Origin of the sequence: Synechococcus sp. KORDI-52 (assembly GCF_000737595.1) — a bacterium.
Classification (GTDB): domain Bacteria; phylum Cyanobacteriota; class Cyanobacteriia; order PCC-6307; family Cyanobiaceae; genus Parasynechococcus.
Map to the genome: position 1 here is coordinate 23,255 of NZ_CP006271.1, position 21,227 is coordinate 44,481.

Below are 21,227 nucleotides of genomic sequence, written 5' to 3' on the forward strand. Positions count from 1 at the left end.
AAATTTTTTGTTCAAGAGAGGATTACACCCAAGTATTTCTACTCACGGAGCACCCCATGGCCATCCCGCTTCTTGGGTACCCGCTCAACACCCAAAACGGTCGCGTTAGCAACCTGGCCGGCGACAACAGCACCATCAAGCCCCAAACGTATGCCTCCTCTGCAGCGGGCGATGACAGCGCCAGAACAGAGATGGACAGCTTGATTGAACAGGCCTATCGCCAAGTCTTCTTTCATGCGATGCGCAGTGATCGCGAACCGTTCCTGGAATCACAGCTCCGGAGCGGCAACATCACGGTTCGGGATTTCATCCGAGGTCTGCTGCTGTCGGAACGCTTCCAGCAGGGCTACTACCAGTGCAACTCGAACTACCGGATGGTGGATCAGGTGGTGGGACGTGTGCTCGGGCGCCCGACCCATGGCGACGCCGAACGCCGGGCCTGGTCGATCGTGATCGGAGAGAAGGGCTTTACCGCCTTCATCGACGCCCTACTCGACAGCCCGGAATATATGAACTGCTTCGGGTACGACTTGGTACCGCAGCAGCGCTCGCGCGTGCTGCCCGGGCGGCCCCTTGGGGAAATCCCGATCTACCAACAATTCCCGCGCTACGGAACCGACTGGCGCGACGCCCTTCAAGATCGGGCGCCTATCCATCAAGGTGCGCTGTCAGAGCGACTGGAGGTTGCTGCCACTTGGGTCAACGAGGAACCCCCTGCTTTCGCTCTCAAGCTCTGGCTCGGCCTGTTTGCCGTCGGTGGATTCGAAATCGCGCGGGTGCTCCTTACCATCGTTGTCGCGATGCTGCGCAACTGAGATGTCGATGCCCAAATCAGGGGCTCTGAATCTGCGTGAGTGGACGGCACCCGAAACGTGCGGAGCAACAAGCTCAGTCACAAATCCAGTCGATGCTCGAGGGGCTGACTGGAGCGGTCAGGACTTGGGAGAACTCGACCTAAGAGACGCCAAGCTCTGTCGCTGTGATCTGCGCGGAACAAACCTCAGCCAGTGCCAACTCGAAGGCGCTGATTTACGCCTGGCGCGTTACGACCAAACCACCCTGGTGCCTGAGGGCTTTGCACTGAACACAAGCGGTGCCGTTGGCCCCGGGGCCAAGCTGAATGGGGCTTTTCTCAACAGCACAGATCTGCGCGGGATGGACCTCAGGGGAAGCGTGTTGATGGGTGCCTATCTGAGTGGTTCAGATCTGAGTGGAGCTTTGCTCGATGGCGTTTCCTTAGCAGGCGCTGACCTGCGATCAGCCACGTTTCGCGGAGCCATGTGCCGGGGAACCCGTTTCGGAACCTGCGAGATGGACATGGCCGATCTTCGCGGCGCCAACCTTGAGGGGGCAGCCCTCGAAACCGTTACATCAATTCGCGGGGCGGACTTTTCTCTCTGCACCGGGCTGGAGGATCAAATTGGTGCTCTGCTCAGTCGATCCGTCCAGGAACTCGACTGCTGGAATCCGATGACCCGCTCCACGACAAGGGCAAGCCTTGAGTCCCTGATCAAGGGGCAAGGGACAGACGCCTAAAGCGAGTCATTGGTATCCGAACTTCTCCGACAGAACCCGCCGAGATCGCGGTCACGGCGGAGGAATCAGTGCGTGACGCAACAGTCGGACACAATTGATTGAGGTTTATAAAGAATGCTCTTCGGGCATGACCTTGTGAAGGACTATTAGTCGAACCACTGCGTGTGAATTCATGCCTTTCGGTCCAGCCTCGCTTCTGGGGGTCGAACGCTTCTCTGAGGAGAGTGAAGCCCCTCTCGAGCTGATCCCAGGCGATGAGGACGCCAGGAAAGAACAGATCATCCGTGCTGTGTACAAGCAAGTGCTTGGCAACGCTTACGTGATGGACAGCGAACGGCAGATCGTCGAAGAGTCGCAGTTCAAGCTCGGTGAAATCAGCGTCCGTGAGCTGGTTGGCCGCATTGCCAAAAGCGATCTGTATCGCAGCCGCTTCTTTGATAACTGTGCGCGGTACCGCTACATCGAGCTGGCCTTCCGCCATCTTCTCGGTCGCGCACCTGCTGACTACGCGGAAATGCGTGAACACGCCGATCGCCTGGACAGCCAAGGGTATGAGGCTGATATCGACAGCTTCTTGAACAGCGCGGAATACCAAAACACCTTTGGCGAATGGACGGTCCCTTATCAGCGGGGCTGGAAGACCGAAAGCTGTGCCACCTTGCAGGAATTCACCTGGAGCTTCCAGTTGCTGCGCGGCAACAGCAGCAGCAGCCTCAAAGGTGATCTTGCAGGCAACAGGAGCAAGCTGGGTGGTTCGGCTTATTTGAACCGAGCCATCGCAGTGGTTCCCCCCTCCTCCAAAGAGACCGCTGGCTGGAGTTTCCGTCCCTCGACCAACCTTCAGGACGCACCCACACGTCTCGGGGTTGGCGCAGGCGATCAAGGCATCACGTATCGGGTCGAAGTCACGGCTTACAAAGCCAACAATCTCCGGCGGATTTCCCGCTACACCCGCAGCAACCGCATCTTCTACGTGCCGTTCGACAAGCTCTCAGAGCAGTTCAAACGCATCCATAACGAAGGCGGCAAAATCGCCAGCATTACGCCGGTGACTTAAGCCACATCCGAATTCCTCTCGACGCTCACGACCACCTATCCCCTCACCAAAACAATGGCCAGCACCCAATCTTCCCTTGGTTTCGGCGCAACCAGCAAGTGGAATGATCCCGTCCGCTTCCAGCGCAAGGGAGGAGCAGAACAAAGCGCTGCCCTCACCAATGGTGAGTTTCTGAAGCAGTCATGTGACCAAATGGCGATTGGGGTAGGTCCCCGCAGTCACGCTGACTGCCCCCATCGCGTCACAAGCGAGTGCTATTCGCCAGAGGATGACGCGTCTCTGGAAACCGTGGTCAATGCGTCGTATCGACAGGTCTTTGGCAACGCCCACGTGATGGATTTCGAGCGTTGCTCGGAATTGGAAGCTCAGCTGCGGGACGGTCGTTTGACCGTGCGTGAATTCGTTCGTGGCCTGGCCAAGTCCAGTTTTTACAAGGACCGTTTCTTTAGAAGCGTTGCCCCACAGCGGGGTGTCGAGCTGACCTTCAAGCACCTGTTGGGCCGAGCGCCTGAAACACAGGCCGAGATCTCAGCGAAAATTGCCCTTCTGGCAGAACACGGTCACGACGGCTTGGTCGACAGCATCGTCGACTCTGCGGAGTACCTCGAAGTCTTCGGCAGTGACGTGGTGCCCTATGCGCGTTCATGGAGTTCGCCCGCTGACCTGTCAACAGCAGCCTTCCCCATGCTGGCCGCTCTTCAAAGGAGTTTTGCCGGCAGTGATAGTGCCCGCGGCGCAGGTCCGGCGCTAACCCGCAGCCTCGCCAATGGTGTGGCTCCTCGCATCAGCCTGCCAAGTCAGCCCATTGGTCTGCGTCCCTCCTCTGGAAGTTTCACGGGCAAGCAGTTCAGCAGCAAAGCACCTGGGATCACCTCAGGAAAAGATTCCGGACCCATGCGCGGCGACGTGTATGTCACCTTCGGTCTTGGCCAGCGGGAGCAAGAGACTTACCAACGTTGCCCAGGTGACGGCCCCGATCAACTCGCTGCACTGATTCGTTCCACCTACAAACAGGTGATGGGCAATCCCCATCTGATGGAATTCGAACGGGTTGTCTCCGCGGAAAGTAAATTCATCGATGGCTACCTGAGCACACGTGAATTCGTTCGTGCCGTTGGCCTCTCAGCTGAATACAAGCGCCGTTTCTTCGAAACCAGTGCCCCGTATCGCTTCATCGAGCTGAACTTCAAGCATTTCCTGGGAAGAGCTCCGCAGTCCCAGGCCGAAATCAGCGAGCACACCAAGATCCTCGCCGAAGGTGGCTATGAGGCTGAAATCTCCAGCTATGTCGATAGCGCTGAATACCAGAACACCTTTGGTGAAGACACAGTTCCGTTCGCTCGAATCCTCACCGAAAGCGGCCGCTCTCAAGTTGACTTCAACCGTCAACTGAGCCTGGCAGAAGGGTATGCCGCAAGCGATACGGTGCTCGGAAGTTCCGCCTTGGTGAGTTCGGTTGCGACAGGCCTAGCGCCCAGTGGCTGGAGCAAAACCACCAGCCGGGCAAACCGCACTGGTACTCAATCTGGCGCACCTGATCCCACCAAGAAGCGTTTCCGCATTGTTGTTGCTTCTCAGGCTGCTCGTTCGCGTCAACGCACGGCTGGTAACAGTTACGTCGTGTCTGGGAAAGACATGAGCAGCCAAATGAAGTACATCCATGCACGCGGGGGCAAGATCGTTTCCATCACTGAGGTGATGTAAGAGCATTCGATTGCTGCACTAGGGAGCCACTTTATGAAGGGGTGGCTCACTCACATCACCTTCTAATCAGAACAAAATGACTGAGCCTACAACTCTTTCCTCAGAAGCCAACGTCGATACGTCACATGCTGCAGATGTGATTCGCCAAGCGTACCGCCAGGTGTTTGGTAATCGACATCTGATGGAACTCGATGTGAACCCCTCCATTGAGGCATTGTTCATCAATGGTGATCTGACAGTTCAAGGATTGGTAACAGCTCTCGCCCAGTCGGAAACCTATAAAAAGCTTTTTCTTGAAAGCAACAGCCCATACCGCTTTGTTGAGCTCAACTTCAAACATCTACTAGGCCGTCCTCCGCGTGACCAAGCTGAGTTGATGAGCCATGTTCGACTGCTGCAGGAAGAGGGATACGAAACAGAAATCGCGAGTTACACCTATAGCGATGAATACCTTTCGGCTTTTGGCATCGACCAAGTTCCATACAATCGTGCAACCCAGTCCGTGGTGGGAGGAAGCACGCTCTACTTCACACGGGCGAAAGCCTTGGATGCCGGATATGCCGGATACGACAACGCAGAAACAAATTCGAAACTCTTGAATAGTCTCTGCACTGATAGTTCACCAGAAGCACATGATCGCAGAAGCGTTGGCAACGCCAAGGCATTGACCATCAACTGGACATCTCGTCGTCAGGTGGGTGCCAACCGCCGAGCAGTTCAAAAGTCGGTGGTGACTCAAACCAGCATGTCAGCCACCATCAAATCAATTCTGTCGCAGGGCGGCCAGATCCTTTCTATTGCGAAGGCTAACTCCTTTTGATCATTCTGAAATTATCGATGGCTCATCAGTGATGATGGGGAGACAATCGAAATCTCAGTCTTGGTGGCCATTCGGCCACCAAGGGCACGTCGAACAAACTCTCTAAACATGCCTATCTTGCGCCCACCCTCCAGCGAGCACCCAAACAGGAACACCACATTCCTCCAGTCAGTTGCATCAACGCCCATGGCAATGTCCATGATGGTCGACTCGATGGTTAACATGATGCAGATCAACCGTCCTTCACTGGATGAGCTCAACGCAGGAAACAGCACAAGTTCGCATGACGATTGAGCAATTTGTTGCTCAAAGTTCAGGCAAGTGGCGCTCAATGCGATCGGGGCATTCTCTAGCCTTCCAACAGTTTGAAGAAGTTCTTAGCGAAGTTGTCATTAAAGAACTCAGCAAAGAGGATCCAGGAGTTAAAAAATTGCTAGAATCATCCTTAGCAAAAGAACAGGATAAATGCACAATTTCATCACCTTTCAAAATGGAATGGTGCGCCGAAAGTGACTGGGAACCCGACGATCCTTCAGAAGTATCATCAGGATCTTGCATTATTGTTCCACTAACCAAAGATAAATCTTCGGGAACATTGATCAGAAGCGTCGGTTATGCAGAATCTGAGGCCGCAATCTCTGAATACCATTTTCTAGATGATGGCACGTTTACCCTCACAACGCAGTACGAACAATCAATTGCGGAAGAAAGAATTTGGTTTGTCTCAGAGAATGTGCGCTGCAGATCATCAGTCTTGAGAACGTCAGCAGGATCAGGAATACTCCAAACTTCATTTGCCTCAGAAGTCCGGCGCATTAATGCATAGATCCAAGAGATGAGCAAGAAATCAGCCTTTGCCGAGTTCGCCAATACTCTCGCTGGCGTCTACGACAACATCGAACAGTCGCAAAAAAATCCCAAGGATTTTGCACGCATCAATATCTTCTTCCGACCATTACCTTGGCATATTTTCAAAGGGCCTGGATTTTATTCTGAACAATGCTACGACTATGCCCCCTGGGATCCTTATCGACAGGGAATTCATCGTTTAACTGCAAATGGAGATACATTTATAGTAGAGAACTATGGTTTCACAAACCCCAGAAGATTAGCGGGAGCTGGTCGGGATCCCGAAATCATGAATGCAATCAATGCAGCAACCCTAAAAGAGCGATGTGGATGTGCGATGCACTTTCACAGCAAAGGAGAAGGAAAGTACATAGGCAAAGTGGAACCTGGGAAAAAATGCCTGGTTCCACGGGATGGAAAACTCACATATCTTGTCAGCGAAGTTGAAGTCGATCAAAACAATTGGATTAGTCGGGATCGAGGGTATGATCCCAAGACAGACGAACAGGTTTGGGGCTCTGAGCATGGGCTCCTAAAATTCAAAAGAATTAAAAGCTTCTCCGAAGAAATCAATGATAAGTGGCTAGATTCGAAAGCCTGAAATGGAAAATATTAAAAAACAAATGAAGGCCTGGATACGTTCACAGCATCTTATATGCGTTGGTACAGACTTTATCTTCGAAACAGTTGATCAAACTCAACTCGATAAATTTGAGGCTTCTATACAAGCAATTGGGGGGAGGATAAGAACAGTCAAAGCAATTGGGAATTGGCCGATGGGACCAAGACGATCGTTCAAAATATTGCAAGCCACAGCAAGCGTACCCAGACCTGGCGGAGAAGATCTAGTTACCTATTGGGCTAAAAAAGGAAGCAAATCAACAAGATATTCGGAAATCAATTCCTGAGAAGAATCCCTACTCTTCAAACCAGCCCATCCAGGTGTCTTGGCTGAAATCGGTATGCTTGCTCCATTTTCTCAAAATAGCGGCGGAATCGATATCGAAACCATTGGCAGCTGCGATCTCAATGACTTGATCCTGATTGAGAGCAGCCTTAATTTGGGCTTTTAGATCTGGCTTTTCACGAACTAAAGTAATAAAAGCCTCTAAGACTTGATCTTGATTTGCGCTAAGAGCAGAACCGGTCATCAAAAGCCATCGAGATCACAGGATCAATTCTAAACGAAACTTCCATCAGCAGACCGTCAAACTAGGCACCATCCATCAACATGGCTCTCCATGGGGCGATCTTACGGAATGCCCATGACCAATGATCATTTGCGATGGCCTGAATCGCCAAAGCTTCAGATTCAGTTAAACAAGCTGAATCTGATTCAACATACTGAAGCCAAGCTGTGATTGAAAAAAAATAATTACGGGAAGCTGCAAAATCAACTATATCTTGATCTGTCTTGCAAGATTTCAATCCAGTTGCAATAGAGTGATCATAAATGACCATCTGCACGAAATGATCAATAACAGAATCAGACATCGTCAGCAGCTTTCAATCCAAAGCGCAAAATTCACCTTCTCACATATCATCTGCAGCACCAAAGGCCCACCGGGGCAACGTAACAACCGCCATGGAATATTTTTTTCTAGAATGCCTGAATCGATGGTAATTTTTGGAGGGCTCGTCGCCTGTTCATAGGGAATCAATGCCGAGCCAGTCAATGAAGGTTCAACATCGTTAACGATTGCTTTTAAATGCTCCAAATCAGCAACCAGGTTCAATTGATCTTGGACATCTGCTGACTTCTGGACAGCTTCAACAAACCTAGGAAGAGCCTGTTCGAGCTCGGGAGAGACTGGCATGATACAAACAACCTTCTTCTTATGATAACAGATGGCGAGAACGTATTCATAAAAAGACAGCGCAAATTAAAGAAGACAATCAGCCAGTCGTAAATCATCACTAATATTCAGACGTGGATGCTATGGTCAAAGACATAAAGGAATTTCAACGTCACTGCAGGTTCAACAGAATCAGGTCAGCTGCTCTAAAACTGCAGCTCAACACCAGCTGACAGAAAATCCTAGTTTTTCATTGATGACTCTTGAAACATGGCCGAGCGATTCGACAACTTGGTTGAAGGCTTGACAGAAGAGCAGGCCATGGCAGTGATTTTGGCTGATCCAGACTCACTCGAGAGGCCCGTTGATAAATACATGGCAGCCACAAGGCTTGGAGCGAGTAACAGCGAAGAGTCACTTGATGTGCTGATTCAGGCTGCAGAGCTGGATCCAGAGCAACTTTTTAATCGAATCACGCGACGCAAGGCGATTGACGCCCTTGGCAGACGAAAAAGTCCAAAGGCCCTACCCTCTCTGTTTCGAGCTTTAAAGTGCAGCGATGAAGCTGCGGTGATTAATTCTGTTGAAGCGATCACAAAAATTGGAGCACCGTTATCAGAAGCAGATCATGAAAAATTATTGGGAGCGCTTGAGGGCGAGGATATTCAAAAGCGAGCTGTCATACAAGCATTTTGTCGTTTAGGGGTCCCCTCTGTCATCAACAGCATCAGCCCCCTCCAGGGTGATTCAAATCCCTTGGTGGCTGGTGCGGCAAGGGCATACATGTCGAAAGTTGCTCAACGGCCAGAGGGCCTTGATGTCCTCATACCGCAACTTGTTGATCCAATCGCAGGACGGAGGCGCTCTGCCGTGATTGATTTGGGCGATGCAGGTGACGTTTCAAGGCTGGAAGCTCTTGTCACAGCTCCTGTGTCGATGTCGTTGCGTGCTAGAAGTGCATTTCAGTTGGTCGATCCTGATAAGAAATGCCAGATACCGGAAGAATATGCTGAGCCAATAACACGACTCTTACAAGATAACCCTCAACAACTCAAACTTAGGAAAGAGTGGATTTGTGAAATTGAACCTACAGAGATCGAAAACAACCTTCAACATCGCGACGAAGCACGCCAATACGGTGGTGCTTCAAGCTTGATGTCCATGCCTAAAGCAGAGAGAATTATTTTGATTAACGAAATTAAAGAAAAATTATGGAGTGATTACGTTACGCACTATTACCTAACAGCTGTCGTCAGCCTTCAGGGTTTGGAAGAACGAAGCGATCTAATCAGGCTTGCCTTAGCCGAAACAATCCCTCAGTACACCAAGTCACGCATTGCTGCAGCTTGGGGGTGCCTCCGATTGGGCCTTGTGGACCAAAAGCCGCTCCTGGAGGAGCTTTCAGCCAGTGCCTTCTGGATACCACTGAAATGGAGCTGCCAACGCGTCCTTAAACAGTTGTCATAAAAAGACGAGCGGTAAATAAGTTGAACTATCGGACATTGGTTGACGACATGGCCTTACTGATTTCGCCTTTGTCAACTTGTGTGTCCTGACGTCGTCCTTCAGGAAGTCGACCCAGGAAGCAGGGGTAGTGTCATTCGTGATGCGGAATGCATCTCCCCAAACAACGTATTCCACAACCCCATGCTCGACGCATTCTCCCGGGCTGCTGTCTCGGCCGATTCCAGCGGCTCCTTCATTGGTGGCGGCGAACTGGCTTCTCTGAAGTCCTTCATTGCTGATGGCAACAAGCGCCTGGACGCTGTGAACGCCATCACCTCCAACGCCAGCTGCATCGTGTCTGACGCCGTCGCCGGCATCTGCTGCGAGAACACCGGCCTGACCGCCCCCAACGGTGGTGTTTACACCAACCGCAAGATGGCTGCTTGCCTGCGTGATGGCGAGATCGTTCTGCGTTACGTCTCCTACGCGCTGCTCGCCGGTGACGCTTCCGTGCTGCAGGACCGCTGCCTGAACGGTCTCCGCGAGACCTATGCAGCTCTGGGCGTTCCCACCGGTTCCGCCGCACGTGCTGTTGCCATCATGAAGGCCGCTGCTAGCGCCCTGATCACCAACACCAACAGCCAGCCCAAGAAGATGGCTCTGACCTCTGGTGATTGCGCCAGCCTGTCTGGTGAAGCTGCTAGCTACTTCGACATGGTGATCAGCGCCATCAGCTGAGCCAGGTATCGATTTTCTGCACACCTGAACACCCTTCTTCTCAATCATGAAGTCCGTTATCACCACCGTCGTCGGCGCAGCCGACAGCGCATCCCGTTTCCCCACCGCCTCCGACATGGAGTCCGTCCAGGGCTCCATCCAACGCGCCTCTGCTCGTTTGGAAGCTGCTGAAAAGCTGGCCAGCAACTACGACCAAGTTGCACAGGAAGCTGTTGATGCCGTCTACGCCCAGTACCCCAACGGTGCCACCGGCCGTCAGCCCCGTAAGTGCGCCACCGAAGGCAAAGAGAAGTGCAAGCGTGACTTCGTTCACTACCTGCGTCTGATCAACTACTGCCTGGTCACCGGCGGCACCGGCCCTCTGGATGAGCTGGCCATCAACGGTCAGAAAGAGGTCTACAAGGCCCTCAGCATCGACGCTGGCACCTACGTGGCCGGTTTCTCCCACCTGCGTTCCCGCGGTTGCGCCCCTCGCGACATGAGCGCTCAGGCTCTGACCGCTTACAACCAGCTGCTCGACTACGTGATCAACTCCCTGGGCTGATCATCAGTCAAGCTGAGTGATTGTTTGATCTAACCAAGGGGTGGGCCAAAAGCCCACCCCTTTTTGTTTTCAAAGTCAAAAACGCAAATTGTTGACCATCAAGGGTGAACAGTTCTGGAACAACCCCGAATACCTGCGGCGTACTAACAAGCAATATGGACACACTTATCGACGCAATGCTTACTCTCGGTGACAATTGGCGGATTACGAGTATCGATTAGCATCAATACTCAATTTCACCAGATTAATCTCGACAAAGCTTAATGACACTAAAAAAACATTTGTGTCAAAGCATGTTTGGAGTAGTCACCACAAATCACCTCCCCTCACTTACCAATGCTAAGTACACAAACCAGCCCGGCAGGGATGGCTGCGGCCAGCCGCACCAAACCGGCATCGTATTCCATGCCAAGCAAAGCTGGCAAAAATACAGTCCATCGGACTGTTGCTGGAGCCATCGCTGAATTCAAGCGCAACACCTGTTCCAAGATGGGACTTGGTATTGGCCCAAGGCTTCACAGCGAATGTCCTTTTGCAGTGACGTTCGATGAGTATCACCCAAGCAGCAACGAAGCCCTGGAACGCACAATCATTGCCGCATACAAGCAGGTCTACGGCAACCTACCTCCCACTGAAAACGAGCGTTGCACCTCCCTTGAGGCACGTTTGATGAATGGAGAAATTACAGTCCGCGACTTTGTAAACGGCCTGGCTAAATCTCCGTTCTACAAGGAAAATTATTTCCACAGTGTTGCCCCCCAGCGTGGAATCGAACTCAATTACAAACACCTACTAGGACGGGCACCCCTCAATCAAGAGGAAGTTCAAAACAGCATCAAACTTCAGGCAGAAGAGGGTTTTGATGCTCTGATCGACAGCCTCACGGATTGCGCAGAATATGCAGAGGTTTTTGGATCAGACATCGTTCCTTACATGCGGGCGGGCGATTCCTACGCAGGAATGATGACCAGCTCCTTCAATATGATGAGAGAGCTTGCTGGTACAAAGGTTGCCGTCAGCGACAACGCACAAGGAAAACGCAGTCGCACCAACACACAGCTGGCTGCGGCATCGATCAGCATGATGAAGCCAATCTTTAAGGGCGCACCAACTCTGCCCCAACAAAAGTACGGCGGACATCAGCCTCCCAAGAGGACAGGTCCTGCTCCGTTCCGTCCATTCGGCGTTAAGCCTTTTGGCTGAAGTGGGTTAGGCCCTTCATGCCATCATGCTGGCCCCCTTTTCAGGAAGGGGGCATTTTTTTTCAATGCAGCACAACACTGAACATTAGGCTGCTGATCAGAGTCGCCTAGATTGCACTCAACGAAGATTGAAGCGCACTGTGCTCCAAGATTTCACCGATGTCTCATCCATCAGCGAAAGCCAGCTCACGGAAGAAGAAGCACTCCAGCTCGCTGATGAGCTCAGTGCAAAATTAAGCGAAGGTGAGATCCCAAGATCTGATGCCGAGTCACTCAAGCGTATGGTCGCCGGACTTGGGGATGCGAGAGGCGCTTTACGACTCACCTTTGCAAAAAGTCTTGGGGCGGTTGGGGACGAAGCTCTACCCATTCTTTGTAAAGCACTTCGCCAACACCAAAATGTGATCGTAAGACGAGCATCAGCCAAAACACTAAATTTGATTGGCAACAAGGAAGCGCTGCCTTATCTGCTTGAAGCCTTTTTAGAAGATGATGACCCAGTTGTTCTCGGTTCATCAGCTGGAGCGATGGCCACCATTGGACCGGATGCCATGGATTCACTGCTTGGAATCCTAAAAAATCCATACTGCACACCATTTCAGGTTGGATTAATCAATCTCGCACTAAGCTTCATCGGGTCTAAGGCACCAGAAGCTTTGCTGGAAGCTGCAGATTCAGACGTGGCTGAAGTTCGCGTAGCCGCAATTTCAGCATTGGGAGATCAAATACAAAAGAGTGATGATTTAAGAGCACAAAATAGAGTATTTCAGGCACTCGACGACATCTCAGCAGACGTCAGGGCAGAAGCGGTAACCCTTATCGGAAAATCATGTGATGCCGAAGATGTTGAAAATTTGCTGAGCAGAAAGCTGGTCGATCAAGACACTCAAGTACGTAAAAATACAGCAATGGCGCTAATGAAACTCGAAGCATATAATGCCATAGAAAAAATAGAAGCTGCAAAGTTAACAGAAAAAGATGAGTCGGTTCAAGCAGTATTCAATGCTGCCATTAACATACTAAGTAGAGATTTGCAGGAGAAACAGGAAAGCGAATAGAGCATTCAGGAAAATAGCATTGGAAGAATGCTCAGACGAGCAAATCACACCTCCGCATAACACAAAGACAAGAAAGACCAGGCAATTTGATAGGAAGTGGACACTAAAAAGACAAAAGGCAATCATTCAGAAAAACATTAAGCTTCTTGCGCGCAACCAAGGAAAACCAATAGAGTATGAAAAATGCTCAAGAAGTTTGCGAAAAAAACGATCGCGCAATTATATTTTTTCCGACACGCTCGAGATGGAAGAGTTTTGCAAGGCACATTTTGAAGAATATCACTCAACATCCAGCTTCGGATGCAATGTAACTCAGTTAAGCACCGGCCTTCTCGAAACGAAGACCACTTGCTCACCAATTCAAGATGTGCATCTTGAAATATTTAAATCAAACCAAACTCTGCTCTACGAGGAAGAAGCCAACACAAAATCAGTATCATTCTGCTGGCTAGACACATTACCGTCAAACGATGCGGAGGCACAGACCATCATTAGCGGCCACCAAATGACAAGAAATAGTATTGCTGGCTTCAATCGCATCAACAAAACAGGAGGAAATATCTGGGACATTGTGGGAGCAAACGAAGAGCTTTGCTGCATGAGCCTGAAATGGAATAAATTACAAGAAAGAATCAACAAATTGAATGCATTTAATGCCTATGCGAGGCTTGAGGAATGCATTGGAATTGACTCGCATGATCATGCAAGTACTCAGCTCAAAAAAATAGTTAACCGACATTTTAATGGCCATCCATCAACGAAACCAAATTCATTTTACGATCTAGCAATCATATTCCTAGACAACGAAAACAATGAATCAAGCTACGATGCACATCGATGCGAATCAACGGATCTAATAGAAGATATGGTTAAACTGATTCACGAAGATAGGGCTGGCATGCCACCAATAACGCTTGACGAAATTACTGAATACTTGAATTCAAAAACAGAGTCTCTCAATACTATATGCCGAAAAATCTTTAATATGGATGTAATTGAGCTTGTAAGAAGAGTTCGCCTAGAACAGACCCGCAAGGCTTTTTTAACTCCACATTCCTCAATAGGTCTCAAAGAGTTTACAAAAAAGAGAATAGCACTTTACTACGGTTTTAAGAACTGGAAAAAATTTGAAGCCTCCTACTCCACATATTTTGGGGAATCACCCAGTCAAACAATAGATCGATCCAATAAGAATTTATATTCATTTAGTGCATGGCAGGGAGAGTAACACATGAAAACATCTATTGAATATCGTGATCCACTGGAGCTCTCTGAAGAGCTTGCGAAACTCGGTCAGCTTACAAAAATAACGCAACTGGAAGGTGGCAGTGGTTTCTATACTATGCAAGCAGAAAGTACTAATAAAGTCGCACTTGCAGAAATATCTGCCAACAAAACATTATTGTACGAGGGGTGGGGCAATGGTGTAACTATAGATTTTAATTGGATTACGCCAAAAGCGAATACTCAAGGAGCCTTTGGCTATTGTGATGGATTTAAGATGACAAAAAATAGCCTGGCTGGATTTGGCACGATTAATTCATTACCAGGAAATGCATGGGGAAAATATAACAACGAATGCTCTAGTACTGGTTGCATGCTTGAAAAGCAGCTCCTATTTGAATTACTCGAAAATTGCAAAGCATATGATGGACTTGAACGACTCACGGGTGAGCAGGGGATTTGTTGCAATAATAAAGCTCTAAACCAACTTAAGAGATTAGCTGCCAGAGAAGTATCTACTGGAATTCAGAACCCAGAAAAATATTTCGATCTTGTAATCGCATGTCTAGAAGAGCCAATGACTGAGCAGAGCAGTGAAGATCCAAAACATATCGATCAATTAAGAGAAATCATTAATCTTGCACATAGTGAGAAGAGCATGGAATCCCCTCTGTCATTGCTTGAAGTATGCAAGTATATAAATACAAGCCAAGCATCATTATATCGCATATGTCAGGAGTACTTTGGAATGGGAATCATTGAATTGATGACACAAATTAGACTTGAGGAATCCAGAAGAATTTTGCTTAACCAAGATGCTCGTCGGAAATTAAATCTATATTCCATACGAGATATTGCAATTAAATATGGGTTTAAACATCAAGGGAGATATGCACGGCGCTATTACACTGCATTCGGAGAACTTCCAAGTCAGACCATAGAACAGTCGAGAAGATATAGATTGCCAATATAGGTGCATTGCATCTAGAAATAATTTTCTATAGTTCACGCAAGACTTCCGCGCATGTCCATCGAAGTGGCTCCCAAGTGGATTTTAAAAGTAGAATTTCAATATCACTACGACATTCCATTAAACCTAAAGTTAAACATCCCCAAGTCGCGGCTATTTTTGATTTTGCATACTGCGGAGCTGACTCCAATAATGATTCCTTTATTATATAAGATAATTCTGTTAGGCCGAGTTGAGACACCAAGCAATTTACTTGATAGTGAACACCATAATCAGAGCCATGATTGTCCCAAATGGACTTAATTGCGTCAGTTACAGTTGAAGCTGGCCAACTCAATAAGGTCTTTGCACCAAAGTACTGGCGCTCTTCGTCTCTATGCCTAAGGAAATCGCAAACTTTTTCTAGATCATTTGGTGCATCAAATTTCTGCGTAAAATACAGATTTCGAGAATCATCCTTCAACATTTGATTGATTAATGCTCTTTGCGATTTAGTTTTAATTTTAGGAGTCATCTTGAACGCACTTTTAGCTCTCAACGGCATTGACACCGCTGCTTTCGAAATACTTGACAAAAGAGAAGGGTCTCCAGCGTCACCAATATCAATGACGGATGAACGTCTATGTATGACATTCAAATCATTGAGATGATTTTCAAGAATATGCAACTTACGCTTGTCATCTTCAACCCTTATTGAATAAGCGATTGATGCGCCATTAACCAATATATTTGGATTACTCTCTTGCTCGTGAATAATGCCATTACACTCATGCATCTCCAAACGAGTGAAGCATTGAATGGCAACACGCTTGAGTACATCGGAGCCATTTTGAATAATCTTCAAAAGAGATGATTTAAACTGAGCGTCAAGAGGTATACCAAAATTAATTAGCGTATCTACTGAATTCACAATCGTCTGCTCATCACTACTATGCATAGCTTCATAAATGGTTGGCAGAGTACTAAGGTCGCGACGACGCCCTAGCGCTTCAATGGACTTACGACGCGTAATGGAATCGAAGATATTATCTCTATCCCCGGTAGCCGCTACGACTAATGCATCCAGAGAATCTCGTGAAGAACAAGCTCCCAACCGTGTTGCAGCTATATATTTGATGCCAGGATTATCAAGAGTACAAACATTTTGCGAAAGCAACTCAATTGCTTGCTGTTCACCCATCCATGAAAAGAGATTATCAAATCGCTGTGAACTTGGCACCATGCAACATGCGTATATTCAATTTTTACAGAAAAAATGATCGGTAAATCCGATTTGGTAAGAAGTGACCCGAGCGGCAGAGGGATTGATAATTAGTGGACATGTACTTTAAGAAGAATGAACCAACAAATTCAACGGTAGTACCAAGAACAATTTACTTCTAAATTCGAATCAATGAGTAACTCTAATTGCCTTATAGGATCCAACCAAAACTTTCTATTGAGCCAGGGACCTTTTAGAAAAAAGATTCACTGGCATCAATGCTGTGTAACAGGACGCCGAGCCGTCAATAAGCAAAACAACCCTGATAAGAACCGGACACTTGCTGATAAGATCTGGACATTCCACTAATGCATCATGTCTCGTGCTGAGTTTATCCGCTTTCTTCAGGTTCTAGAAGAAGACTCGTCGTTCAGATCCCTTTTCAAAGAAGCTGAGCCCGAGGAGATCCTCAAGCTCGCTGATCAACATGGATTTATCTTTTCTGATGAAATAAAAGGGCGTTTTCTTAATCGATGGGCAGGTGTATACTTCTGCCCTTTTGCCAATGATGTTGGGAGGTTGTGCCCCAAGATGGTGCCAGAAGGATTCAGTACTCTCCTTCACTATTCGCAGACAACATGCGCAAAAGATGACAAAGTAGAACGTTTTAATTTTCGCGCTGGAGGCTATTACAAAGGAGTCGAAACTGTACCTCGATAAAAATATAATCTAACGCTTTGAATTGAGCAGATTCTGAAGTCGTGCCAATGCGGACTGTGCAGCCTCCTGAATCAAGGGATCAGCATTGTTGTTCTGCAGTGACCTTAATGCATCCTCTGCCATAGGATTTGGAATATCGGCAAGAGCCTGAGATGCACTGAAAATCAGAGCAACATTTTGGCTGCAGAGAGACTTGGCCAAAATCTTGATTGCCTCTTCAGACTTGAATTGTTGCTTACCGATCTGACCAAGACACATCAACGCACCCTGCACGACAACCATATCGGAATCATCAATCCCTTGTTCCAGCATTTGTATGACGGAATCAGGAAATGGCTGATCAGGAAAATTTTTGAACACTTGCACGAACGCTTTGGGGCAACAACGCCTTGCAGTTTGATTGGCTGTTGTTGCATAAAGTTCGATCAAAGGATCGAATGCATCACTTCCAAAGAAACCAATGCCTTTAACAGCAGCTCTGTAAACTTTAGGATCATGATGACAAAACAGATCTAACAATCTTGGCAATGCTTCTTCCCGGTAATTCTCAGAAAGAACCAAACATGCTTCTTCTTGAATCCTAGGATTAGGATGCATTAGGTCTTCAAACAGTGCATCAACTGAAGGAATGCTGGAATCGCCGCTCACTTAAAACTAAATCGTTTATTCATCAATATTAGCATTGCATGCCTAGGCTCATGAGAGCATCCTACTTGATTCTCAACCATGATCTAGAAGGCTCTGTGCTTTTAGTTGCAGCAAACTATCAACATCAGATTCGACAAGCTGTTGCAGCTGCAGTTGATATCGAAGTTGCAGATCATCGCTGTGATCAGATTGGATCAACAGAAGGCCTGCATAACGCATATCCCAACTAAGGCTATTTTCTAGAGACAAGCAATTTTCCAGAAAACAATTACATTGACTAGGGAATAGCTTTGCGAATGACAACAATGCAGCTGAAGGTGATTTTCTAAATTGTGGTCGCTTATCTACAATTGCATCAGAGAGAATTTTATGAATCTGAAGCAGAGCTTCTTCAGTCCAACCTTCCACAAGTCCAAACAACCGCATTAAAAAATAATGTGCGCCGTAGTCATTGTGAGCTTTTTCTTGCCAGCAACTCTCAACAGAACTCCAAATTTCTCGATTATCACGCTTTAACAGCTCCTGCATTGCAAGATAGCAACGACTAAAATCTGGATGAAATAGTCCCTCTATCAAAAGCTGTGTGGGCATAGATTCACCGTAATGATGAAGCACCGTTATCAACCGAGGGTCATCATACAAAAGTTGATCAACTGCTGATATTGCTTCATCATCTGAGAGTTTGTTTGATGGATGATCAAACAGAGCTCTCACAGCCCGCATCCGAAATGCAGGGGAAATTGGCGCTTGGAGCAATTCAGATAAAAGCTGAACAGCATTCGCATCGATCACATCCTGTACAGCTGACTGTCGATCCATTTGATTGGAATCGTACAAATGATCTGAAAGATCAGTCAGATGGGATTGATCTCCAGATAGATGAATCATGGCAGCGATGGCGGCACCGCGGACTGAAGTCTTCTCATGGGCTGTATAAACAGAAATAGGCGCAATTGCTGATTTAACAGAAAGCTTTGAAAGACTTTGAATTAAGACTCTTTGATTCTGGCTAGAGTCATACAACAAATCAATCATACGTTGATGCACTTCAGGGTCTTGACAATTCAGACAAGACAAAGCCCAAGCAGCATTCTCAACCATATAAACATCAGAGCTGCCTAAAAAGGTAGCAATTTTGGACGTAGCCTCTACAACCCCTAATCGTGCAAGAACTTCTACAGCTTTTCGTTGTGCAAGACCTACCGGTACATCCACAGAACACTTGTCTAAAAACGCCAATAATGCTTGGCTTGTTATGGGGCCAGGAAAATTAATCAGATGAGAAACAGCCATATAATAATCACTCTCACTCTCAAGAACTCCAACATCTTTAGACAAGATATCAACTGCCCCTTGTTGATCCAAGCCATCATGAATATTATCGAAAAGACCAGGCATTAGCAATGGTTAACATATGACAATTATACTTGAGGCGCATCAATCAATGGGGCCCATCGGAATAAGAAAGTAATAGCAAGCTTGCCATCAGACGACACCGGAGGCAAAATTCTTCTGAGCCACTACAAAAAATATGGGACCTTTCCCAGGGCGATTGATCCACGTTTCCACTGGTGTGATGGACGGCTGCAGACCCTCAACTGCCCACACAGTTTGCATTGACACCCGGTTCATGGCGCAATGGATGAAATCTTTTAAAAGTTGCAATACACCGATAACATCTGTTGGCTGGAGCGCAGCGGATCAACCTTTGATACCAGCACCTAAAAAGCAACCGTCTGAATCTAAGGTGCTGAAGCTAGTCGAGAAATTAACTCCTCAAAAAGAATCTTCTTCCAACAAGAAAGAAAACGCAGATTCAGGCAAAGCAGAGGCCAAGAAAGGTAAAAGTACCTCTAGCCGCCGTAGGAATCGCCGGAAACAAGCCTGATTGAAATTTATAAAGCTTTTGAAGAGACTTCAAAGATCGCGTCTTCAGATCGGCCAGCTTTAAGAGCCTCCCAGTTGATCGCTTGAAGAAAAGCGATTTCATCAGGCGTTTCAACCAAATCAACACCCCAATACCCCTCCTGGAGTGGAGCTCCAGGAGAAGCTTGGGAGTCTTTTCTTCCACCAAGTGCCAGAACAACGTGGTTCGTTTCATGCCCGAGTTGACGACGGTATTGCAACCAAGTCTGCACTAGATCAGCAGCCATATCTTGCGGCAATAAATCAGATGATATTGAGAGTTTCCAATGAGGGTGATTAAGAACTGCTGTTGAAGAAATATTTTTCGAAAGAGATTTGAGCTCTTGAGCAAGCAGTTCAAAATCCAATGCAGGCACTTGATCTGATTGAACCTGTAAGTTATGGGATAGAACAAATGTCGTCATCGAAAAATTGCACCTCTAAGGAATCTAATGGAATTTCAGCGTGTCCGTGATGGGTGGATCAGTGGTCTTCCATCTGGTTTACACAAAAAAAGGGGGAGCAACTGCTCCCCCTTTCCCTAAAATCTTGAAAAGATCAAGACAGAGCGTTGATCGCATAATCAAGATAGCTCTTGAACTCGTTAAGAGCCTGAGGGCTCATATCGCGAGGTGCACAAGCACGATCGCGAGTGTAAGTCAGAGCTTCGATGTATGCGTTGGTGGGAAGACCCAAGGTGCGATAAACCTCACGTGCTCCTGCAATACCCCACTCATCGAGAGGACCAGTACCACCCACGATGAGGCAGTAGTTGATCAAGCGCAGGTAGTGACCGAGGTCGCGGTAGCACTTGTCGACCTTCACTTGGCTATCACCGGCTTCACCGGGTTGCCGCAGATAGGCGTACTTGTTGAAGCAAGCATCGCCAGCTTCGCGGGTGACGTTGTCCAGACCGGCGGCCAGCTTTTCGGCAGCTTCCAGACGAGCAGCTGCTCGCTGGATGTTGCCCTGAACAGCCTCGAGATCGTTCTGGGAAGGGAAGCGACCGGCTGCATCAGCTGCGGTCACGACAGTGGTGACGACGGATTTCATTTGAGATCCTTAGGTAAAAGGTGCTGAAAAGGTAAGGAGAGAAGACTTGATCGTCCGCAGATCAGCTGATTGCGCCAATCACACGATCGAAGTAAGAACCTGCTTCAGCCACCAGTGCAGAGCAGTCGCCCTGAGTGGTTTCCATTTTGCGGTACTTAGCACCACCGCTGGCAGGGGAGTTGGTCTGACCAATCAGAGCCGTAGCAGCGGATTTCATGATCGCGACCGCACGGGCAGCAGACTGAGTAGGAACACCTAAAGCGATGTAGGTTTCCTTGAGGCCATTCAAGCAACGGTCATCCAGCACGGAAGCGTCACCAGCAAGCAGGGCATAGCTGATGTAGCGAAGCACAATCTCACCATCGCGAAGGCACGCAGCCATCCGACGGGTGGGATAGCAATTGCCGCCAGCCTGGATCAGACCTGTGTTTTCGCAGATCATGCCGGTCACTGCGTCGGAGACGATGCAGTAGGCGTTGGAAGTAATGGCATTCACAGCGTCCAAACGCTTGTTGCCATCTTGCACGTAGGAGCGGAGGCTAGCGAGATCGCTACCACCAACAGGTGCAGTTTTGGCGTCAGCGCTGACGACTGTGCGGGAGAATGCGTCGAGCATTGGGGGCCAGACAGTTTTGGGGATGCAGTGCTTCGGAAACCGCCGGGTGAACAGGCCTTAGAAGCCCGGAGACCCAAGGGTGGTGGAAGCGCTGACCCAAGCTAAACTCAGTTGTCAGCAGGGTTCGTCAAACAGCCCCC

At 48.3% G+C, this 21,227-nt stretch carries 27 protein-coding genes; 17 read left to right on the forward strand and 10 right to left on the reverse strand.

The window, feature by feature from the left end; translation table 11 throughout:
- Window positions 1-56: 56 nt before the first annotated feature.
- From KR52_RS00165 to KR52_RS00185, 5 genes are all read left to right on the forward strand, one after another.
- Complete coding sequence (locus KR52_RS00165) at window positions 57-815, forward strand: phycobilisome rod-core linker polypeptide (RefSeq protein ID WP_038551031.1); 759 nt, start codon at window positions 57-59, stop codon at window positions 813-815.
- Between the two features lies 1 nt (window position 816).
- Window positions 817-1,536 (forward strand): pentapeptide repeat-containing protein, encoded by a 720-nt coding sequence (locus KR52_RS00170; RefSeq protein WP_038551032.1) that lies wholly within the window; start codon window positions 817-819, stop codon window positions 1,534-1,536.
- 172 nt (window positions 1,537-1,708) lie between these two features.
- On the forward strand, window positions 1,709-2,593 hold the full coding sequence (locus tag KR52_RS00175; RefSeq protein ID WP_038551035.1) for a phycobilisome linker polypeptide: 885 nt from the start codon (window positions 1,709-1,711) through the stop codon (window positions 2,591-2,593).
- 54 nt (window positions 2,594-2,647) lie between these two features.
- Window positions 2,648-4,297 carry a phycobilisome rod-core linker polypeptide gene (locus KR52_RS00180; RefSeq protein WP_038551037.1) on the forward strand — a complete coding sequence of 550 codons (1,650 nt, stop codon included), beginning with the start codon at window positions 2,648-2,650 and terminating at the stop codon, window positions 4,295-4,297.
- A 76-nt stretch (window positions 4,298-4,373) separates the two neighbouring features.
- Entirely contained in the window at window positions 4,374-5,117 is a 744-nt protein-coding gene (locus tag KR52_RS00185; RefSeq protein ID WP_038551040.1) for a phycobilisome rod-core linker polypeptide, read from the forward strand.
- Between the two features lie 11 nt (window positions 5,118-5,128).
- On the opposite strand, the gene KR52_RS13990 is transcribed toward KR52_RS00185, so the two are convergent.
- Window positions 5,129-5,341 carry a hypothetical protein gene (locus tag KR52_RS13990; RefSeq protein WP_038551044.1) on the reverse strand — a complete coding sequence of 71 codons (213 nt, stop codon included), beginning with the start codon at window positions 5,339-5,341 and terminating at the stop codon, window positions 5,129-5,131.
- A gap of 59 nt (window positions 5,342-5,400) precedes the next feature.
- Between KR52_RS13990 and KR52_RS13390 the strand changes: the two genes are divergently transcribed.
- From KR52_RS13390 to KR52_RS14880, 3 genes are read left to right on the forward strand one after another with little or no spacing between them, the layout of a single operon-like run.
- Window positions 5,401-5,943: a phycobiliprotein lyase gene (locus KR52_RS13390; RefSeq protein WP_071840104.1), complete on the forward strand. Its 543-nt coding sequence runs from the start codon at window positions 5,401-5,403 to the stop codon at window positions 5,941-5,943.
- 9 nt (window positions 5,944-5,952) lie between these two features.
- Entirely contained in the window at window positions 5,953-6,567 is a 615-nt protein-coding gene (locus KR52_RS00195) for a chromophore lyase CpcT/CpeT (protein WP_038551047.1), read from the forward strand.
- 1 nt (window position 6,568) lies between these two features.
- Entirely contained in the window at window positions 6,569-6,874 is a 306-nt protein-coding gene (locus KR52_RS14880; RefSeq protein ID WP_071840106.1) for a CpeR family transcriptional regulator, read from the forward strand.
- Between the two features lie 9 nt (window positions 6,875-6,883).
- On the opposite strand, the gene KR52_RS00200 is transcribed toward KR52_RS14880, so the two are convergent.
- The 3 genes from KR52_RS00200 to KR52_RS00205 form a co-directional block, all read right to left on the reverse strand.
- Entirely contained in the window at window positions 6,884-7,117 is a 234-nt protein-coding gene (locus KR52_RS00200) for a Nif11-like leader peptide family natural product precursor (protein ID WP_038551050.1), read from the reverse strand.
- A gap of 61 nt (window positions 7,118-7,178) precedes the next feature.
- On the reverse strand, window positions 7,179-7,460 hold the full coding sequence (locus KR52_RS13400; RefSeq protein ID WP_084221916.1) for a Nif11-like leader peptide family natural product precursor: 282 nt from the start codon (window positions 7,458-7,460) through the stop codon (window positions 7,179-7,181).
- Window positions 7,461-7,462: 2 nt separating this feature from the next.
- The gene (locus KR52_RS00205; protein WP_038551053.1) at window positions 7,463-7,783 is read right to left on the reverse strand and encodes a hypothetical protein; all 321 of its coding nucleotides are present in this window, start codon (window positions 7,781-7,783) and stop codon (window positions 7,463-7,465) included.
- Window positions 7,784-8,032: 249 nt separating this feature from the next.
- Between KR52_RS00205 and KR52_RS00210 the strand changes: the two genes are divergently transcribed.
- From KR52_RS00210 to KR52_RS13410, 7 genes are all read left to right on the forward strand, one after another.
- Window positions 8,033-9,229 carry a HEAT repeat domain-containing protein gene (locus KR52_RS00210; RefSeq protein WP_038551057.1) on the forward strand — a complete coding sequence of 399 codons (1,197 nt, stop codon included), beginning with the start codon at window positions 8,033-8,035 and terminating at the stop codon, window positions 9,227-9,229.
- Window positions 9,230-9,409: 180 nt separating this feature from the next.
- Window positions 9,410-9,946: a bleomycin hydrolase gene (locus KR52_RS00215; RefSeq protein WP_006850273.1), complete on the forward strand. Its 537-nt coding sequence runs from the start codon at window positions 9,410-9,412 to the stop codon at window positions 9,944-9,946.
- A 46-nt stretch (window positions 9,947-9,992) separates the two neighbouring features.
- A complete protein-coding gene (gene mpeA / locus KR52_RS00220) occupies window positions 9,993-10,490 on the forward strand; it encodes a class 2 C-phycoerythrin subunit alpha (protein ID WP_006850994.1) in 498 nt (165 codons plus the stop codon).
- A 336-nt stretch (window positions 10,491-10,826) separates the two neighbouring features.
- Window positions 10,827-11,693: a phycobilisome rod-core linker polypeptide gene (locus KR52_RS00225; RefSeq protein WP_038551059.1), complete on the forward strand. Its 867-nt coding sequence runs from the start codon at window positions 10,827-10,829 to the stop codon at window positions 11,691-11,693.
- A 139-nt stretch (window positions 11,694-11,832) separates the two neighbouring features.
- The gene (locus tag KR52_RS00230) at window positions 11,833-12,750 is read left to right on the forward strand and encodes a HEAT repeat domain-containing protein (RefSeq protein ID WP_051834384.1); all 918 of its coding nucleotides are present in this window, start codon (window positions 11,833-11,835) and stop codon (window positions 12,748-12,750) included.
- Between the two features lie 19 nt (window positions 12,751-12,769).
- Window positions 12,770-13,978, forward strand: a complete 1,209-nt coding sequence (locus KR52_RS13405) for a helix-turn-helix domain-containing protein (RefSeq protein WP_253912422.1) — start codon at window positions 12,770-12,772, stop codon at window positions 13,976-13,978.
- A gap of 3 nt (window positions 13,979-13,981) precedes the next feature.
- Window positions 13,982-14,947, forward strand: coding sequence for a helix-turn-helix transcriptional regulator (locus tag KR52_RS13410; RefSeq protein WP_071840110.1), 966 nt, complete (start codon window positions 13,982-13,984; stop codon window positions 14,945-14,947).
- 25 nt (window positions 14,948-14,972) lie between these two features.
- On the opposite strand, the gene KR52_RS13995 is transcribed toward KR52_RS13410, so the two are convergent.
- Window positions 14,973-16,124: a HEAT repeat domain-containing protein gene (locus KR52_RS13995; RefSeq protein WP_156957543.1), complete on the reverse strand. Its 1,152-nt coding sequence runs from the start codon at window positions 16,122-16,124 to the stop codon at window positions 14,973-14,975.
- A gap of 396 nt (window positions 16,125-16,520) precedes the next feature.
- On the opposite strand from KR52_RS13995, the gene KR52_RS13420 reads away from it, so the two are divergent.
- Window positions 16,521-16,865, forward strand: a complete 345-nt coding sequence (locus KR52_RS13420) for a Nif11-like leader peptide family natural product precursor (RefSeq protein WP_071840114.1) — start codon at window positions 16,521-16,523, stop codon at window positions 16,863-16,865.
- 9 nt (window positions 16,866-16,874) lie between these two features.
- On the opposite strand, the gene KR52_RS00240 is transcribed toward KR52_RS13420, so the two are convergent.
- Together KR52_RS00240 and KR52_RS13425 are read right to left on the reverse strand one after the other, a co-directional pair.
- On the reverse strand, window positions 16,875-17,513 hold the full coding sequence (locus KR52_RS00240) for a HEAT repeat domain-containing protein (protein ID WP_051834233.1): 639 nt from the start codon (window positions 17,511-17,513) through the stop codon (window positions 16,875-16,877).
- Between the two features lie 72 nt (window positions 17,514-17,585).
- Complete coding sequence (locus KR52_RS13425; protein WP_071840261.1) at window positions 17,586-18,911, reverse strand: HEAT repeat domain-containing protein; 1,326 nt, start codon at window positions 18,909-18,911, stop codon at window positions 17,586-17,588.
- A 133-nt stretch (window positions 18,912-19,044) separates the two neighbouring features.
- On the opposite strand from KR52_RS13425, the gene KR52_RS14000 reads away from it, so the two are divergent.
- The gene (locus tag KR52_RS14000; protein ID WP_216725530.1) at window positions 19,045-19,401 is read left to right on the forward strand and encodes a hypothetical protein; all 357 of its coding nucleotides are present in this window, start codon (window positions 19,045-19,047) and stop codon (window positions 19,399-19,401) included.
- A gap of 7 nt (window positions 19,402-19,408) precedes the next feature.
- Here the strand turns inward: KR52_RS14000 and KR52_RS13430 are convergent, their stop codons facing one another.
- From KR52_RS13430 to cpeB, 3 genes are all read right to left on the reverse strand, one after another.
- Window positions 19,409-19,843: a DUF2656 family protein gene (locus KR52_RS13430; RefSeq protein ID WP_071840116.1), complete on the reverse strand. Its 435-nt coding sequence runs from the start codon at window positions 19,841-19,843 to the stop codon at window positions 19,409-19,411.
- 133 nt (window positions 19,844-19,976) lie between these two features.
- A complete protein-coding gene (cpeA, locus tag KR52_RS00250) occupies window positions 19,977-20,471 on the reverse strand; it encodes a class 1 C-phycoerythrin subunit alpha (RefSeq protein WP_006851808.1) in 495 nt (164 codons plus the stop codon).
- A 61-nt stretch (window positions 20,472-20,532) separates the two neighbouring features.
- A complete protein-coding gene (gene cpeB / locus KR52_RS00255) occupies window positions 20,533-21,087 on the reverse strand; it encodes a class 1 C-phycoerythrin subunit beta (protein ID WP_006850931.1) in 555 nt (184 codons plus the stop codon).
- Window positions 21,088-21,227: the final 140 nt, after the last annotated feature.